Genomic DNA, 16,045 nt, shown 5'->3' with positions numbered 1-16,045 from the left:
GCGCTGTCAGGGAGGAAGGACGTTCGCGCACGGATGTCGAGCGAGAAATTTCCGCGCTGCCACTGCACGCCAAGCCGCCAATGAGAGAATTGGGGCGCCGATCCGAGGCGGCCGAACATCCATTCAAGCGCTCGGTCTCAGCAGTGGCGGCCATAGAGGCGTGCGTCTCGCTGCCGAACATGACTGCTCCATTGGCGTTCATCGGCAAGGTTGGCGGCCGCGACGAGATCGTCTCGGCTTGTCCGGCGGCGAAAGCTCTGGGCATCCATGTCGGGATGGCGGCAACGCATGCCCGAGCGCTTGTCTCCAATCTCGACTTTCGCGCCGCGGAGCCTGAGGCCGATGCGGCGCTGCTTGATCGCCTGGCACTGTTCGGCGTTGGCCGCTGGTCGCCCATCGTCGCAGTTTCCCCGCCTGACGGCATCTGGCTAGATCTGACCGGCGCGGCGCACCTTCATGGCGGTGAGGAACGTTTTTGCCAGAGGCTCCATGCCTTCTGCCAGCGGGCAGGGTTCTCAGCGCGCATCGCCATAGCCGACACCCCAGGAGCCGCACACGCGCTGGCGCGCTATGGGCGCGAGGACATTGCCATCATTCCGCCCGGCGGCGTGGTGAAAGCCGTGTCGCCGCTTCCGGTTGCAGCCCTTCGCCTCGAAACTGGTGCGCTTAACGCGGCGCGCAAATTCGGTTTCGAGACGATCGCCGACTTGCTGCCGGTGGCTCGTGGGCCGCTGGCGAGGAGGCTCGGCCTTGCCACCATCGATCGGCTGGATCAAATGCTGGGCGGTAAAGCCGAACCGATCACCTCGCGCGAGGACGTCGTCACACCGGCGGTCGAGCGTCGGCTGCTCGAGCCGATCAGCACCGCTGAGGCAATCTCACAGGTGATGCACGACCTGTTGAAGGATCTGGCAGAGGTGCTTCAGTGCCGGGGACTAGGCGCGCGCTCGCTGCGCCTGATTGGTCTGCGCATCGATGGCGGTGAGCAGGTGGTGGCAATCGGAACCTCTCGGCCCACCCGCGACGTGCCGCACCTGCTACGTCTGCTAAAACTGCGCATCGAGCGTATTGATCCCGGCATGGGTCTCGAACAGTTCCGGTTGCTGGCGCCGCATACCGAACTTCTCGACGCTGAGAATCTGGGGGCGATCCTGGCGGGTGAAAGTACAGTGCGTGATCCGGCGCGGCTCATTGATGTCGTGGCGGGCAGGATAGGACCGGGCGCAGTGTTCCGCATCGCGCCGGTTGAAAGCCACGTGCCCGAGCGTGCGGTGAGGCCAACCAGCCCGATCGCGATTGCTGGTTCATGGCCGGCCTGGCAACGGCCGGTTCGCCTATTCGCTCGGCCCGAGCCTTTATCGCGCGTGATCGCGCTGCTGCCTGATCAGCCTCCGCGGCGCTTCGAATGGCGGGGTCGGTCTTACATGGTGGTCGCAGGCGATGGGCCCGAGCGCGTGCATGGTGAATGGTGGCGGCGCAATGCTGAAGTCTGGGCCGTGCGCGACTACTACCGTGTCGAGGACGAGGCGGGTGGCCGCTACTGGGTGTTCCGCCGCGGCGACGGCGTTACCAGCGAGAGCGGCGATCTCTCGTGGTGGATGCACGGGGTCTTCGCATGACCGCCTATGTCGAACTCCAGGTGCTCACGCACTTCTCGTTCCTGCGCGGGGCTTCAAGTCCAGACGAACTGTTCTCGGTCGCGGCGAAGCTCGGATATCCCGCGGTCGGTATCGCCGATCTCGGCAGTGTCGCAGGGGTGGTGCGCGCCTGGGAGGCCGAGAAAACCACGGGCGTGCGGCTGATCGCCGGAACTCGGGTCGATCTTTCCTGCGGTCGCCGCCTGCTGCTCTATCCGACCGACAGGCCTGCCTGGTCGCGAATCACACGCCTCCTCACCATCGGCAAGCGCCGGGCAGGGAAGGGGGGCTGCCTGCTGCACTGGCACGAACTTGAAGCTTGGTCCGAGGGCGTGATCGCCATTCTTCTTCCCGAAGAGGCCGACGCTGAAAACGCCACGGCGTTGGCCGATCTGCGGCTAATTTATGGGCGACGCGCCTATATGGCGCTGTTCCAACGGCGACGGCCCGACGATGCAGTGCGCATCGATGCGCTAGCGCGGCAGGCCAGGGACGCCGAAGTGCGCGCCGTCGTCACCGGCGACGTGCTCTACCATGCGCCCGATGCGCGGCTTCTGCAGGATGTGGTGACCGCCATTCGGCATAATTGCCGGGTGGACGACCTAGGCTATCGACGCGAGGTCAACGCCGATCGCGCCTTCAAGTCCGCAGAGGAGATGCAACGCCGCTTCGCCGCCTATCCCGATGCGCTGCGTGCCAGTGTTGATATCGCAAATGCCTGCACCTTCTCGCTTAGCGACCTCACCTATCATTACCCTCAGGAGAAGGTGATCGAGGGCCTGACCGCCCAGCAGGCGCTGGAGGCGATGGCGCATAAGGCACTTGACGCCATGTTCGAGGGCAATCCGGCGCAGGAATATCGCGATCAGATCGAGCATGAGCTGAAACTCATCGCCGAACTGAACTACGCGCCCTATTTCCTGACCGTTCATTCTATCGTCGCCGAAGCGAAGCGCCGAGGCATCTTGTGCCAAGGGCGCGGATCGGCGGCGAACTCCTGTGTCTGCTTTGTGCTCGGCGTCACCTCGATCGATCCGATCAAGCACGAATTGCTCTTTGAACGCTTCGTCTCAGGCGAGCGGCGCGAGCCGCCCGATATCGACGTCGATTTCGAGCACGAACGCCGTGAAGAGATCATTCAATGGATCTTCGAGACTTACGGTCGTGACCGGGCCGCGCTGACCGCCGTCGTTACCCGCTTTCGCGCGCGAGGTGCGGTGCGTGATGTTGGCAAGGCCATGGGGCTGCCCGAAGATCTGACCTCGGCGCTCGCAGGACTGGTCTGGGGCTGGTCGGCCGAAGGTGTCGGCGAAAAACAGGTCGAGGAACTGAATCTCGACATGTCTGACCGGCGTTTGCGCCTGACTCTCGACCTTGCGCGCCAGCTGATCGGCGTACCGCGCCAATCCAGCCAGCACCCAGGCGGTTTCGTGCTGACCCATGATCGCCTTGACGACCTCGTCCCGATCGAGCCGGCCGCGATGGCTGACCGGCAGATCATCGAGTGGGACAAGGACGACATTGATGCCCTCAAGATGATGAAGGTTGATGTGCTGGGTCTCGGGATGCTCGGCTGCATGAACCGCGCCTTCAACATGCTGGAGGAAAGCAAGGGCCTGAAGGTGGGGCTTGCGGACCTCCAGAGCGATGATCCGGACGTATATGCCATGATCCAGAAGGCTGACACGCTCGGCACCTTCCAGATCGAGAGCCGGGCCCAGATGTCCATGCTGCCGCGCATGAAGCCGCGCCGCTTTTACGATTTGGTGATTCAGGTCGCGATCGTGCGTCCCGGCCCGATCCAAGGCGACATGGTCCATCCCTACCTGCGCCGCCGCGAGGGGCTGGAGAAGCCGGAATATCCACGCCCCGAATTACGCGCGGTTTTGGAAAAGACGCTGGGCGTGCCGCTCTTCCAGGAACAGGCGATGAAAGTGGCGATCGTCGGAGCGGGTTTTACCGCCGTCGAGGCCGACCAACTGCGGCGCGCGATGGCGACCTTCAAGATGACCGGAGGGGTCTCGCACTTTTCGGAAAAGCTGATCGAGGGGATGGTTGGCCGCGGCTATCCGCGTGACTTCGCTGAGCGCACCTTTCGTCAGCTGGAAGGCTTTGGTTCCTACGGCTTCCCGGAGAGCCATGCCGCGAGTTTCGCCAAGATATCCTACGCTTCGAGCTGGATGAAGCATCATCATCCGGACGTCTTTTGTGCCGCCCTGATGAATGCCCAGCCCATGGGGTTCTATGCACCGGCCCAGATCGTCGGCGATGCACGCCAGCATGGCGTCGAAGTTCGCCCGGTCTGTATCAACGCTAGCCGCTGGGACTGTTCGCTGGAGCCGACAGGAGGTCGATACCAGGCGGTGCGGCTCGGCTTCAGGCAGGTGCGCGGACTTTCCAACGCCGATGGCGCGAGCATCGTAGGTGCACGTGGTGAAACTCCATTCGGGTCCGTCGAGGACGCGTGGCGCCGTTCCGGCGTCGCCCGCGCGGCGATCGAAAAGCTGGCCGATGCCGATGCCTTCCGCGTTTTCGGGTCCGACCGGCGACAGGGGCTGTGGAAGGTGCGGGGGCTGGGCGAAGCGCCGCTGCCGCTTTTTGCGGCAGCCGACCGGGCGGCGCAGGCAGTCAGCGCCGAAGGGGTGGAGCCGGATGTTGTTTTACGCTCGCTGACCGACGGCCGTGAAGTGATCGAAGATTATCGCGCGCTACAATTGTCGCTGCGCGCGCACCCGCTGACGTTCGTACGCGAGGAACTGGCCCGGCGTGGCGTTACTCGCTGCGCCGATCTTGCGAACATCCGCGATGGCCGAAAAGTCGAGGTCGCCGGCATCATCCTGGTGCGCCAAAAGCCGGGCTCGGCGAAGGGTGTGCTCTTCATCACTATCGAGGACGAGACCGGCATCGCCAACGGGATACTCTGGCCCGATCGCTTCGAGGCCCAGCGCCGCATCGTCATGTCCGCATCGATGGTGGGCCTGAATGGCCGGGTGCAAAAGGAAGGGGAGGTGATCCACGTCATCTGCGACCGGATCATCGATCATGGCGACCTCTTGCACCGCGTCGGCGAGATGTCGTTTCCGCACCAGACCGGGCGGGGCGACGGCGCCCGGCATGCCAGTGCGCCTGATCGTGGCGATAAGGGGTGGAGCCCAAGGCCGACGAATAGCTATTGGCCCCCGCACTCCGAAGGCCACGACCCTGAAGGCGTTGTGCGCTTCAAGTCGCATGACTTTCACTGAGTCATGGCCACGCTTCCCAGACATCAGCAGGTTATCATCGCCCTGTCCGTGCATATCCTGCGCGGCGGCGTCATCCGCTGTGCGGAGACTAGGGTCGATACCGTCGAGGTGCGCCTCGCGTTGCGGTGCCTGCTACCTCATTGCCGCGAGCGTTGGCCGCTCGAACTCTACTGGGATGCGGCCCGGCAGGACAACGAGATTGGTCGCGCTCAGGGGGTGACCGCAGCCTTCAACGGGATTGTGCGGCAGTTGCGGCTTGCCGGAAGGTATGATGAAAGCGAAGCGGCATGATATGGGCCGGAGCAATCGGCTTGCCGACCTGTTTTGGTGCTTCGATACAGTCACGAGCGTGCGGTGTGCCGATCAGGGAGCAATGCGTTCAATGTGCAACCGAGCCCGTATGAAAGGCGAGATCGAGACTATCTGGGGCTCGATCGCCGAACTCTTCACCGAGCGACCTCGCGACAACCGTTTTGATCCGCAAGAGCTGCGACCCAAGGGACGTGCCTATGTTGTCCGGGAGCAGGATGGTGTGCGGGGATGGGATGTGATGGGTTGGGATGTCTTGGGCGGCAGGGCCGTCTGGCCAATGACCAATGTGCGTAACCTCTCACTTCCTCAATGGCAGCGGCTCGCCGAACGCCCGGAAAATCGTTGCCTAGTGCCACTCACCGAGTTCTGCGAATTCACTACGGAAAAGTATGATCTTGGCGACGGCAAGCCGCCATTGAAGGGTGAGATCTGGTTCTCGGTCACCGATCAGCCGGTATTCGCGGTCGGCCGCACCGTGCGTAATAAGGCAGTGCCTTGGTGCCGATCTTGTCCGAATGTCTATTTTGCTTACCGCTGGATACTCGTGATATTGGAGAAGTGGCGAGGCTCTAAATGGACGAAGGCATTTCAGACCGTATGCTGCGGCGCGGGTTAGTACTCGAGCGCACCGGCTTCTTGGCCTTCATGAAGATTGAGCGGCTGGCGACCTTTGGGGCGATGACAGCTGAATGATGAGCTATTCTGATCCGGCTCGCTCAGCCTCGTCCAGATAATCGGCCCACCAAACCATCATCTTGCGCCGATGAACGAGATAGCGGGCCGAATTGTAAGCCGCACGAACACCTCGGGCTGCATGCGCAAGCTGAAACTCGATCCAGTCTGGTTCGAAAAGCCCGGATTCGTTCAGCACCGTACTGGCGAGGCCGCGAAAGCCATGAACGGTGGCCTTTCCACGAAGGCCGATGCGATACATGACGTCCAGCATTCTATTTTCGCTGATGACGAGTGATTTCGAATAATGGACCGGGAAGAGGAAAGCCCCGAGTCTCTCGTTTCCAGCGGCGAGATAGATATTTCGCTCGCGGATCTCGTTCAGCATAGCGATGGCTTGAGGTGGAAGGGGCACGATGTGCTCCGTGCTCATCTTCATACGCTCAGCCGGGATGCGCCAAATCGGCTCAGCCGTATCGAGCCCTTCGAATTCTATCCATCGCGCGAACCGGGTCTCTTGCGTGCGCACCATTGTCAGCATTGTCCATCGCAGCGCGAGGTGACTGGTGCGATCGCCTCCATCCTTGTTCAGTTTTCCGAAAAATTCCGGCAGGTCTTTGGCTGCGACTTTGGCATGGTGCTTGACTGGGGCTGGCTTTGCCATGCCGGGAGCAAGATCGCGGCATGGATCGCTTTCGCATCGTCCATCAGGAATAGCGTAGCGGAAAACTTCGCTGCAGTGGTTTCTCACCCTGTGCGCCATTTCAACAGAACCGCGTCCCTGAATGGCGCGCAAAGCTTCGAGCATCTGGCGTGGTGTTATGGCTGCGATCGGCAGTGCGCCTACCGCGGGGAAGATGTCGGCCTCCAACCGCCGCATCGTCACCCCGGCGTAACGTGGGGTCCAGGCTACCTTTCGGGTATCAAACCATTCGCGGGCAACTGTCTCGAAGGATTTGCTGGGTGTCGTTGCCACCTGTTCTGGTAAGCCTGGCTCCAGATTTCCTGGTTTCGCTGTAGGAGCCAGGCCCAAGATCAATTGAGCCTTCACGGTATCGCGCCAAGCTCGCGCCAGTTTGACGGTGATTTCTGGATAGGCGCCACCCGTAAGGAACTTCTGCTTACCCTCTACCCGGATTGCGAGCCCCCAGACCTTTTTGCCGGACGGATGAATCGTGACGAACAATCCCTTGCTGTCGGATTTCTTGTATGCGGCCTTCTCCGGTTTCAAAGCGCGCAGGGCAATGTCTGTCAGCATAGGACCTCCGATCAAAGAACGTTGGTTGGGTTTTCGCCTTGTTGGTTGGCTGTTGGTTTCTGTTGGTTGCAACCAACAAATAACCAACAGTTAGCCTGCGACGCAAGGCGACCATCTGATGCAGAATGGCGCAGAAGTTTGCTGATTCTATTGGATAAAATTACGGTCCACGAGCCGATATGGCATCGAGCGAAACATCGTGAAAAAGGAAAATGGTCGGGGAGACAGGATTCGAACCTGCGACATCCTGCTCCCAAAGCAGGCGCGCTACCAGACTGCGCTACTCCCCGACCGGATCGGGATGAACGGATAACCAAGCCCCTGCAATTCCTGCTGCCAGGAAATGCGGTGGTAGGCCCGGCAGGATTTGAACCCGCGACCTAGCCGTTATGAGCGGCCAGCTCTAACCACTGAGCTACGGGCCCTTATCCGTCGAACATCCGTCGAGCCGAAGCCCTCTCGGGCGTCGGTGACATGCCCGTTAGCGTGCCTCAGGCAACTAGGCAAGCGTTACACTGTCCATGATTTCAGCGACACTGGTGGGTTTTACACCGCGACGTTCAAGATGGGCGAAAAGCGTGCGCCACCAGGTGTAGAGCGCGTCAAGATCGTCCTCGGTCCGCACGTAGGGCGTGTGTCCTGGGGCCAGCGACGGGCTGTGGAACGAGAATACCAGTACGGGCAGGCCTTCGCCAAGCGCGATATCGACGCCGCGCAGGGCCTCTTGGCTTGTGATGCCTTCCGGCGTGAGCGGGATTCGTTCGAGCAGTTTCGTCCGGGCGAGCACACCGCGCAACTGGGGCGCGCGCCAGAGGTGAGGGTAGACCACGTTGCCGATCTGCCGCAGTGCGCCCCAGTAAACCGTAGTCAACGGAAGTTCGAGCAACTGACGATCGGCATCGACCCAGTAGGGCTTCAGCGGGTGCTGTCGATAATTCGGGCCGCCCGAGCCGCTGTAATCAAACCGTGCCCGCACGGATGTGTCTATGGCGATACCGTGTTCGCTGAGGATCTGCGCGGTATCGGGGCCAAGACCATAGCGCCCGGCGCGATAGATGCGCGGTGCAGTGCCGAATGTTTCGGCGATGCGGTTGTAGAGGCGATGGAACTTCTCGCGCTCCAGTTCGAGCGGCAGGTTTCCGGCGTAACTGTTATATTCGGAAACATCCTCCTCGAACGGAGGGCTGACCCAGGGATGCAACTGGACGCCGACTTCCGCGCGCCCGGCAGCGACAGCATCTCCGATGGCCTGCGCTGCGTAAGGAGAATTGGCGATCGGCCAATCGACAAGGTAGGTCGGGATAACGCCGAAGCCTTCGCAGAATTGCTGGAAGTCGCGTAATGCGGGGATCGTCAGAACCGAATGACGGTCGCGGTCCAATGGCGCGCCCCAGTCGAATTCCTCTTCGGTATCGACGGTCACGAGGAAACGCTGGCCGAAGTCTTGCCGGAACCCTGCCAGTTGTGACGGGTCGGGGACGTCCAGAAGATTTGCCTGAGCCATTCGCGTGTCCCCTGTTCGGCTGCCGCAAGCCGTATCAGCTGCCAAAGCAGGCTGCGTCGAGAGTGCTATGGTGTGCCGAGGCGGCGGTCAAGGCGGGGAGCCACAGCACCAAGTCATTGCCTTCGCGCCGCAATCCACCGCCCGCTGCGCGCGCTTCTGCTGCGGCGAGGCGGAGCGTGAAGCCTGTGCCGAATGCGCCAACGGCCAGCGAATGGCCTCGATCGCCCGGAATCGCAGCGAACAGGTCGTCCTGATCGCGAGCGGAAAGTCTGGCAGGCAAGGCGCTGCGAATGGCGATCGTATCGCGGCTTGCGCCGGGCGTGCTGTCTCGCACCCAGCCAAGCTCGAGTACCTCGTCGGGCGCGGTGGAGCCGGCGAGTGCGGCCAGCAGCCGCCATGCCAGCATCTCCGCATCGGCGCCGGTCAGCGAGACGCGGATGTCGTCGGGGGCGCTCAACAGCGAGAAGCCGCTGCGCCGGGGCTGGGTCCAGGCGCGCAGCCGTTCGGCGACACTGGCGAGAACCGAGGTGAATTCGCATTCGCCGGGATCGAGCCTCATCGCGCCGGTCTCCAGTTTGACCAGTCGTTCAAGCTCTTCAAAACCGGCGAGGATATGCGCGCAATCCCCGGCTACAGCGGCGGCCAGTGCGCGATATTCATGCGGCGCCGGGCCATAGAGCTGCTGCTGGATGATCTCTGCCGCCACCTGAATGGCATTGGCCGGCGTGCGCAGTTCGTGAAGGACTTCGCGTAGCCGGTCTCCCGGTTTGTCGGCTTCGGCCGGGGTATGGGATTCGGGTTGGGACAAGCCGCCTGCCCGTGCCGCGACGCGTCGGCGAAGGCGGCCGAAATAGCCACGGAATGCGCCGCCGGAGGAAAAGTCCGGCATGGCATCGATGTTCCAGTAGCCGCAGATGAGCGCGGAGCCATCCAGTTGGACGACGTGGCCGACCAGCGGGCGGCGTTCGGCGAACGCTATATGCAAAGCGTCGGTCGTCGCGGTGAGCGGCAGTTGCATGCCGACGATGCACGGCGCGCATGGCCCCTCGGCCCAGGTTACGCGGCCAAGGCTGTCGGTTTCGAAATCGATGGCGGCGGGGAGGCGAGACGGTGGCGGCGAAGCGTCAGTCGCTTCCCGCGTATCGTCCTTGCCTGACTGGACGTCGAGCCGGGATTCCCGCGCTTTGCGATAAGCCTCGATCCGCCGGACGATAGCGCCGATCTCGCTGTCCGAATGGTCTTTCCCTGATCGGGCCGGACGTAATGCGTGGACATTGGCCGGGAGTGGCGGCGTAGTGTCCGGGAATGCGCCATCTGGCAGTGCAGCAGTAACAGGCGTGGTCGCGATCACTGTGACCGGTGCGTGAGCGATGCCGTCGGCGAGAGGCGACATGCTGCCGGGCGCGTCGAAATCTTCGCCGAATATCGCGGCGAGTTCCAGTTCGAGCGGAGGAAGCGGTGTGGCAGGCTCCGATAGCGTCGAGATGGCCTGTTCCGAGGAGGCCTGTTTCGGGATGAACTGGGGGGCGCTGGCTAGAGGCGGCGCCTCGATCTCCGGTGTCTTGGGTATATATGTCTCGGTACGGACCGCTTCGGCCTGCGGCAGCGTGCGGTCCTGCACGCCAAGACGATCGAGCAAAGCTAGAACGTTGGCGGGAAGGTCGCTGCGATGACGCACGATCCCGCGTGCGCCCACCGGCAACTTGGGCACCAGTGCAAGCCAGGTGCTTTCGGACAGTTGTGCGCGGGCGATCGCGGCGAGGGCAATCGGGGGCGCACCCAGCGCCAGTTGCTCGACCAGTCGTGGATTGGAGATCGGGTGTCCGCTCTGCGCAATCAGCCGTGCGCATTCGGCTGCCGGAATACGTTTTTTCAGCGAATCGAGCGCGTCGAAGGCGCTGTCGAGCAATGATCCCGAATCGGTTCCACGGACCGAATCAGGCATGCGACTCAGAATGTCGACGAGTTGCCGATACTGGATGCGGGCGAGGGAATCCCCCGTCGCCGGCAGGCGCAGCACCGTGGCAAGGCGATCGTCAAAATGCATTCTGGCTCCAAGTGGGTCTCAGGGCTTAGCCTCAAACCGGTTAAGAAGCGCCCAACCTTGCAGAATTTTCCGGAATGCATTCGAATTTTTCCGGATCGCGCAGCAAGGGAGCGATGCACCGTCCTAGCAATCTGCGCGAAGAGCGAAAGAGTTGCATTCCAAACGTTGCAAAGCGGGACGATTACGCTAAGGGCTAATAATATTTCAGGCGCGGTGGTTTTTCGATGGTGAAGTTTCAGCGCACCCGCCCAGTCACGATGCGTTCAAGGAAAGTCCGATGATCAATCTCGATGAAATCGACCGGCGGCTGCTTGCGCAGTTGCAGGCAGAAGGCCGAATTACCAACGTCGAGCTCGCCCAGCGCGTAGGCCTGACCGCGCCGCCGTGCCTGCGCCGTGTGCGCAGCCTTGAAGAGGCCGGTGTCATTCAGGGCTACCATGCCGATCTCGATCCTTCCAAACTCGGCTTTACCATCACCGTCTTCGCGCTGGTGAGCCTCAAGAGCCAGGCCGAGGAATCGCTGCGACAGTTTGAAGAGCACATGCGCGGTCTTCCCGAGGTTCGCGAATGCCACATGCTGAACGGCGAGATCGACTTCATTCTGAAGATCGTCAGCCGCGATCTCCAGAGCTTCCAGGAATTCCTGACCAGCAAGCTGACGCCCGCCCCGAACGTGGACAGCGTCAAGACTTCGCTGACGATCCGCACCGCCAAGAGCGTGCCCGGCGTTCCGCTGGAAGGCTGATCGCTTTCGCGTCGGCTCGGGTGAGGATCGTATGACTCCCCGTAAGCGACGCCTGCTGCTGGCCGGATTAGCCGTGGCAATGATGGCAGGAGAGGCGGTCTGGCTGCTGAAGCCGCCGCCCCCGCCACCTGTTCCCGATTTCGTGATCGCTCCCACCGGCCTTGTCGCGGTGCTGGAGCCTGACGACATCGCCGAGATGCCCGCCTTCGATCCGAAGGCGGGGCGCTGGGTCGATGGCGGCGAGGTACTGATCTCGCCACGTTCGCGCGCCTGGCTGGGGCACGCTGCCGGGGCAGTTGGTCCGAAAGGGCGATATGCCTATGTCGTGGCGCGCCTGCCGCATCAGGCCGACGCGCAGATGCTGCATCACGCGCTGGCAGACATCGCTGCTGCCAATGTCTGCCATGCCGGTATCTTCGATCCCGGCGGCAAGCTGCACGACGGGAAACCCGAAGTGTTCCTCTATCGAATCGTCTCGACCCGTGCGCCCGATGGCCGGGTGGTCGCCTGCCATGAGCGGTTCGACGGCCTGCGCGAGCCGGAAACGCGGTGGCTGAAGGTGCCCGGCAAGTCGATTACAGCCGCTCAGAAGCGCGAGACGGCGTCCAGCCCCAGCAGATAGCCCTTGGCGCCGAATCCTGCGATCGTCGCCTTCGCGGCCTTGCCGATCCACGAGATGTGGCGAAATTCCTCGCGGTTATGAGGATTGGAAAGGTGGATCTCGATCACCGGCACCTTGATGCCTTTGATCGCATCATGCAGCGCGATCGAGGTGTGCGTGTAGGCTCCCGCGTTGAGCAGCACGGCCTTGATGCCTTCGGCCTGTGCTTCGTGCAGCCAGTCGATCAGATGACCTTCATGGTTCGACTGACGCATATCGATGGCAAGGCCCAGCGTTTCGGCATGAGCGGCAGTCATTTCGCCAATGTCGTCTAGCGTCTGCGAGCCGTAGATTTCGGGTTCGCGCGTGCCCAGCAGGTTCAGGTTGGGCCCGTTGAGAACATAGACGAGATTGCTGGCCATGCTGCGCTCCGTAGATAGTGCTGCCCTGGGGGCAGCGTCGGGGCGAGGCATAGGCAGGCGGTCGCGCGCCTGCAAGTGCGCGCTGCCTGATGATGGCTATTCAATAGGTTGGGTGGAGGCAGGGCCGATGGGGCGTCTGGCTGGCTGGCTGGGGTCCGCTTGCTGCTGGACGATGGTGACGCGCGGCGGGGCGATGATCGGCGCCGGTCCGCTGTCTGACGGCGCGGGAACGTCGGGGCCGGCATTGCCGCTGTCGGCGCCACCATCTGAGGCGCCTGCGTAGAAAGCGGATAGATCCGACCCGCCTTGTGTCTTTTGCGGGGCAGGAGCGATGGGCTGGCTCTGGGCCATCTGCGGAGCAGGCATTTCGTCGGTGGCAGCGGAAGGCGCCGTCGCAGGCGTCGGCGGCGCCGGCTTCCAGGCGACGGCGAACAGAACGCCGGCAACGCAGACGAACAGGGCACAGGCAGCGAGGGGGCGCGAGACCGGAATGGACAAGGCGTGATCTCCCATGGGTACGGACAAGAACCCATCACAACGGTCTCGCACAATATTCCGCAGATGTTAGCGATCGGTTAGCGGATCAGGGCAAGGGCAGGGCGGGGCGTTTCAGTCGCCCGTGCCATGGGGGCGGAAGGTCTGCATCAACGCTCCAACCCCTTGGCCTTGCCCCACTGGCGAATGGCGGAGTAGCCGAGATAGCCGGTGCCAAAAAGCGTGTAGAGTGCCTCGGGAAGCCCTTGGAGATAGCTTGTCATGCCGCGTCCGATCGCAGCCGCGGTGTTCGGGCTGAACGCGCCGATCACGCCCATCGGCAAGGCCCAGAGGATCATGACGTACATGACATAAAGAAAGCTGGGCCGCGCGCGGCTGGTCCAGGGATCGTTCGCATTGGCCTCAGCAACGATGGCGGAAAGCGAGGCTTCCATCACTTTCACTTCCTGCGAGCCCTGCATCTGCAGCAGTTCCAGCTTGGCCCGGTCCCGCGCTTCGGGATCGGGAATCACCTTGTCGATGATGCTGGTCAGCGGGGTAAGAAGGGTGTCGAACAGGGCCATCGCGGGGCACTCCATGCAGCAGGGGAGTGCAAGGAGATAACCATATCGGTTCGTGTAGGAAAATGCTTCAGGGAAAGCCCAACGAAAAAAGCCGCCCCGAAGAGCGGCTTTTCGTCTGTCTCGCCAAGCGAGAGAGAATTGGTCGGGACGAGAGGATTCGAACCTCCGACCCCCACACCCCCAGTGTGATGCGCTACCAGGCTGCGCTACGTCCGACCGGAGCGCGGCCTATAGGCAGGTGATTTGAAGAGCGCAAGCGGGTTTGAAAGGAATTTGTCGTCATCTTGAACCGGATGGTCCCGTGCCTACCTGTCGGGAAGCGGGGAAGGGAGGCTTTCCGGCGCGGAAAACCGCGCTGGCGCGTTGCAGTTGCAGCGCTTTGTTGCTAACCGCCGCCGCTATCCATTTTACCGCGCGACCTGTGCGGGGGATGCGGGTGCGAGTGCGGGAGGCGGTTTCAGGACGCGCGCCGGATTCGCGCAGCCGTTTGTTCCCGTCCGCTCAGGCCCGTGACAACGAAGGCTTTTCGCGTCCCATGCACAGCTCGATCCTTTCGACGCTCGCCGCCGCCGGTGCTGCCGGTGGTCCTCCCGCCTGGATCCAGTATCTGCCGTTCGCGGCGATGGCTGTCATCATGTGGTTCCTGATCATCCGTCCGCAGATGAAGCAGCAGAAGGAGCACAAGGCGAAGCTGGCATCGATCACGCGCGGCAACGAGGTCGTCACCGGTGGCGGCCTTGTCGGCAAGGTGATCAAGGTCGACGAGACTTACGCCGAGGTTGAAATCGCGGCCAACGTTCGCGTCAAGGTGGTCAAGAGCACCATCGTCGAAGTGATGGGCGTGAAGCCCGCCAACGACTGACATGCGGCCAGCGGACGGTGCCCTGCGATGGGGCCCGTCCTTCGGAGAAAAGCCATAGGCTATGCTTGAATTTCCCACCTGGAAGAAGCTCTGGTACTGGGCGCTGACTTTGGTCTTCGCCGCCGCTGCCGTGCCTTCGCTCGTATCGGTGACGGGGGCCGCCTGGCCCTCGTTCCTGCCCAACCCGAAGGTCGCGCTGGGTCTTGACCTTGCCGGCGGCAGCCAGCTGCTGCTGGAAGCCAACCCCGATCAGGTCGCCCGCCAGCGGCTTGAGAACATGGAAGAGGATGTGCGTTCGCGCCTGAAGGCTGCAACCACGCCGATCGCCATCGGCGACATCTCGGCCCAGAACGGCACGCTCAGCTTCATGCTGAAGAACCCCGGACAGGTCGATGCCGCCCGTGAGGCAATTCTGCCGTTGACCACGGGGCGGGCCTCACCGGCCAGCGCGACTGGAACATCCAGGTGCAGGATTCGAGCCGCTTCGTACTGACGCAGACGAAGGCCGGTCTCGACGAGGCTGTCTCGAATGCGATGGATTCGGCGATCACCGTCGTGCGCAAGCGTATCGACGCGCTGGGCACCCGCGAGCCCACGATCATCCGTCAGGGCAGCAACCGCATCGTCGTGCAGGTTCCCGGCCTCAAGGACCCGACCGAGCTGAAGGCGCTGCTGGGCCAGACCGCCAAGCTCGAATTCAAGATGGTCGACGAGAACGCGGCCCCCAGCGATGTCGCGCAGGGCATTGCCCCTCCGGGTGACGAGATCGTGCCTTACGCAGCGGCGACTCCGGGGCCGGACGGCAAGGTCGCCTCGATCGCGGTCCAGCGTCTGGGCGGCATCAAGGGCGATCAGCTGACGAACGCCAAGCAGGAGTTCGACCAACAGGGCGGCAATCAGGCGGTCGTCTCGATCACCTTCAACCAGCAGGGTGGCGAGAAGTTCGCCGCACTCACCAGTGCCAATGTCGGCAAGCGCTTCGCCATCATCCTCGATGGCAAGGTGCTTTCGGCGCCTTCGATCAACACCCCGATTCTGGGCGGCAGCGCCATCATCCAGGGCCAGTTCACCGTGCAGTCGGCGACCCAGTTGGCCGTCGCGCTGCGTTCGGGCGCTCTGCCGGTTGACCTCACGGTCGTCGAGGAGCGCACCGTGCGCGCGGAACTGGGCAACGATTCGATCCATCGCGGCCTCGTCGCCATGGGTATCGGCTCGCTGCTGGTCGTGCTGCTGATGATCGCCAGCTATGGCCGCTTCGGTATCTATGCCACCTGCGCGCTGATCCTGAACCTGCTGATGATCCTGGGCGTGATGGCCATGATGGGCACCACGCTGACCCTGCCGGGTATCGCAGGTTTCGTGCTGACCATCGGTGCGGCGGTGGACGCCAACGTGCTGATCTACGAGCGCATGCGCGAGGAGCGCAAGAAGGGTCGCCGTGTCGTGGCTGCCGTGGAAACCGGCTACAAGGAAGCCAGCCGCGCGATCTACGACGCCAACGTCACCAACGCGATCGCCGGTATCCTGCTCTTCGCCTTCGGGTCGGGGCCGGTGCGCGGTTTCGCGGTGGTTCTCATCATCGGTCTGTTCACCTCGGTGTTCACCGGCGTGACCCTGACCCGCATGTGGGTCGCCGACTGGCTGCGCAAGTCGCGCCCGACCGAACTGAACGTGTAAGGGACCGC

General features: G+C 62.7%; 13 protein-coding genes, 3 tRNA genes and 1 pseudogene. 8 read left to right on the top strand and 9 right to left on the bottom strand.

Going from position 1 to position 16,045, the window contains the following annotated elements:
• Nucleotides 1–179: 179 nt before the first annotated feature.
• The 4 genes from CI805_RS10830 (at nucleotide 180) to CI805_RS10815 (ending at nucleotide 5,807) form a co-directional block, all read left to right on the top strand.
• Nucleotides 180–1,619, top strand: a complete 1,440-nt coding sequence (locus CI805_RS10830) for a DNA polymerase Y family protein (RefSeq protein WP_260927947.1) — start codon at nucleotides 180–182, stop codon at nucleotides 1,617–1,619.
• Nucleotides 1,616–4,879, top strand: coding sequence for an error-prone DNA polymerase (locus CI805_RS10825; protein WP_260923183.1), 3,264 nt, complete (start codon nucleotides 1,616–1,618; stop codon nucleotides 4,877–4,879). Before CI805_RS10830 ends, CI805_RS10825 begins: the two co-directional genes overlap by 4 nt.
• 3 nt (nucleotides 4,880–4,882) lie before the next feature.
• Complete coding sequence (locus CI805_RS10820; RefSeq protein WP_260923181.1) at nucleotides 4,883–5,170, top strand: hypothetical protein; 288 nt, start codon at nucleotides 4,883–4,885, stop codon at nucleotides 5,168–5,170.
• Between the two features lie 91 nt (nucleotides 5,171–5,261).
• On the top strand, nucleotides 5,262–5,807 hold the full coding sequence (locus CI805_RS10815; protein WP_260927946.1) for a DUF159 family protein: 546 nt from the start codon (nucleotides 5,262–5,264) through the stop codon (nucleotides 5,805–5,807).
• An 81-nt stretch (nucleotides 5,808–5,888) separates the two neighbouring features.
• Here the strand turns inward: CI805_RS10815 and CI805_RS10810 are convergent, their stop codons facing one another.
• From CI805_RS10810 to CI805_RS10790, 5 genes are all read right to left on the bottom strand, one after another.
• Nucleotides 5,889–7,121, bottom strand: coding sequence for a tyrosine-type recombinase/integrase (locus CI805_RS10810; protein WP_260923179.1), 1,233 nt, complete (start codon nucleotides 7,119–7,121; stop codon nucleotides 5,889–5,891).
• A 213-nt stretch (nucleotides 7,122–7,334) separates the two neighbouring features.
• A tRNA-Pro gene (locus CI805_RS10805) sits at nucleotides 7,335–7,411 on the bottom strand.
• A gap of 59 nt (nucleotides 7,412–7,470) precedes the next feature.
• Nucleotides 7,471–7,546: transfer RNA gene (locus CI805_RS10800), tRNA-Ile, on the bottom strand.
• A gap of 74 nt (nucleotides 7,547–7,620) precedes the next feature.
• Nucleotides 7,621–8,625: a polysaccharide deacetylase family protein gene (locus CI805_RS10795; protein ID WP_260923177.1), complete on the bottom strand. Its 1,005-nt coding sequence runs from the start codon at nucleotides 8,623–8,625 to the stop codon at nucleotides 7,621–7,623.
• A 34-nt stretch (nucleotides 8,626–8,659) separates the two neighbouring features.
• Nucleotides 8,660–10,672 (bottom strand): sensor histidine kinase, encoded by a 2,013-nt coding sequence (locus CI805_RS10790; RefSeq protein WP_260923174.1) that lies wholly within the window; start codon nucleotides 10,670–10,672, stop codon nucleotides 8,660–8,662.
• 277 nt (nucleotides 10,673–10,949) lie between these two features.
• Here CI805_RS10790 and CI805_RS10785 point away from each other — a divergent pair, with 277 nt between their 5' ends.
• The gene (locus CI805_RS10785) at nucleotides 10,950–11,417 is read left to right on the top strand and encodes an Lrp/AsnC family transcriptional regulator (protein ID WP_260923172.1); all 468 of its coding nucleotides are present in this window, start codon (nucleotides 10,950–10,952) and stop codon (nucleotides 11,415–11,417) included.
• 31 nt (nucleotides 11,418–11,448) lie between these two features.
• Nucleotides 11,449–12,039: a hypothetical protein gene (locus CI805_RS10780; protein ID WP_260923170.1), complete on the top strand. Its 591-nt coding sequence runs from the start codon at nucleotides 11,449–11,451 to the stop codon at nucleotides 12,037–12,039.
• Here CI805_RS10780 and aroQ read toward each other — a convergent pair.
• The 4 genes from aroQ to CI805_RS10760 form a co-directional block, all read right to left on the bottom strand.
• Nucleotides 12,003–12,440 carry a type II 3-dehydroquinate dehydratase gene (aroQ, locus tag CI805_RS10775; protein ID WP_260923168.1) on the bottom strand — a complete coding sequence of 146 codons (438 nt, stop codon included), beginning with the start codon at nucleotides 12,438–12,440 and terminating at the stop codon, nucleotides 12,003–12,005. The genes CI805_RS10780 and aroQ overlap by 37 nt on opposite strands.
• A 96-nt stretch (nucleotides 12,441–12,536) precedes the next feature.
• On the bottom strand, nucleotides 12,537–12,938 hold the full coding sequence (locus CI805_RS10770) for a hypothetical protein (protein ID WP_260923166.1): 402 nt from the start codon (nucleotides 12,936–12,938) through the stop codon (nucleotides 12,537–12,539).
• Nucleotides 12,939–13,084: 146 nt separating this feature from the next.
• On the bottom strand, nucleotides 13,085–13,498 hold the full coding sequence (locus CI805_RS10765) for a holin family protein (protein WP_260923164.1): 414 nt from the start codon (nucleotides 13,496–13,498) through the stop codon (nucleotides 13,085–13,087).
• A gap of 139 nt (nucleotides 13,499–13,637) precedes the next feature.
• Nucleotides 13,638–13,717: transfer RNA gene (locus CI805_RS10760), tRNA-Pro, on the bottom strand.
• A gap of 316 nt (nucleotides 13,718–14,033) precedes the next feature.
• Here CI805_RS10760 and yajC point away from each other — a divergent pair.
• Nucleotides 14,034–14,360 (top strand): preprotein translocase subunit YajC, encoded by a 327-nt coding sequence (yajC, locus tag CI805_RS10755; protein ID WP_260923161.1) that lies wholly within the window; start codon nucleotides 14,034–14,036, stop codon nucleotides 14,358–14,360.
• A gap of 61 nt (nucleotides 14,361–14,421) precedes the next feature.
• Nucleotides 14,422–16,037, top strand: a pseudogene (gene secD / locus CI805_RS10750) (protein translocase subunit SecD).
• The last annotated feature ends 8 nt before the right edge of the window (nucleotides 16,038–16,045 follow it).

The organism is Novosphingobium sp. 9 (assembly GCF_025340265.1).
Classification (GTDB): Bacteria; Pseudomonadota; Alphaproteobacteria; order Sphingomonadales; family Sphingomonadaceae; genus Novosphingobium.
Note: the sequence above shows the minus strand (reverse complement) of the source record. Positions and strands in the feature narration are given on the sequence as shown.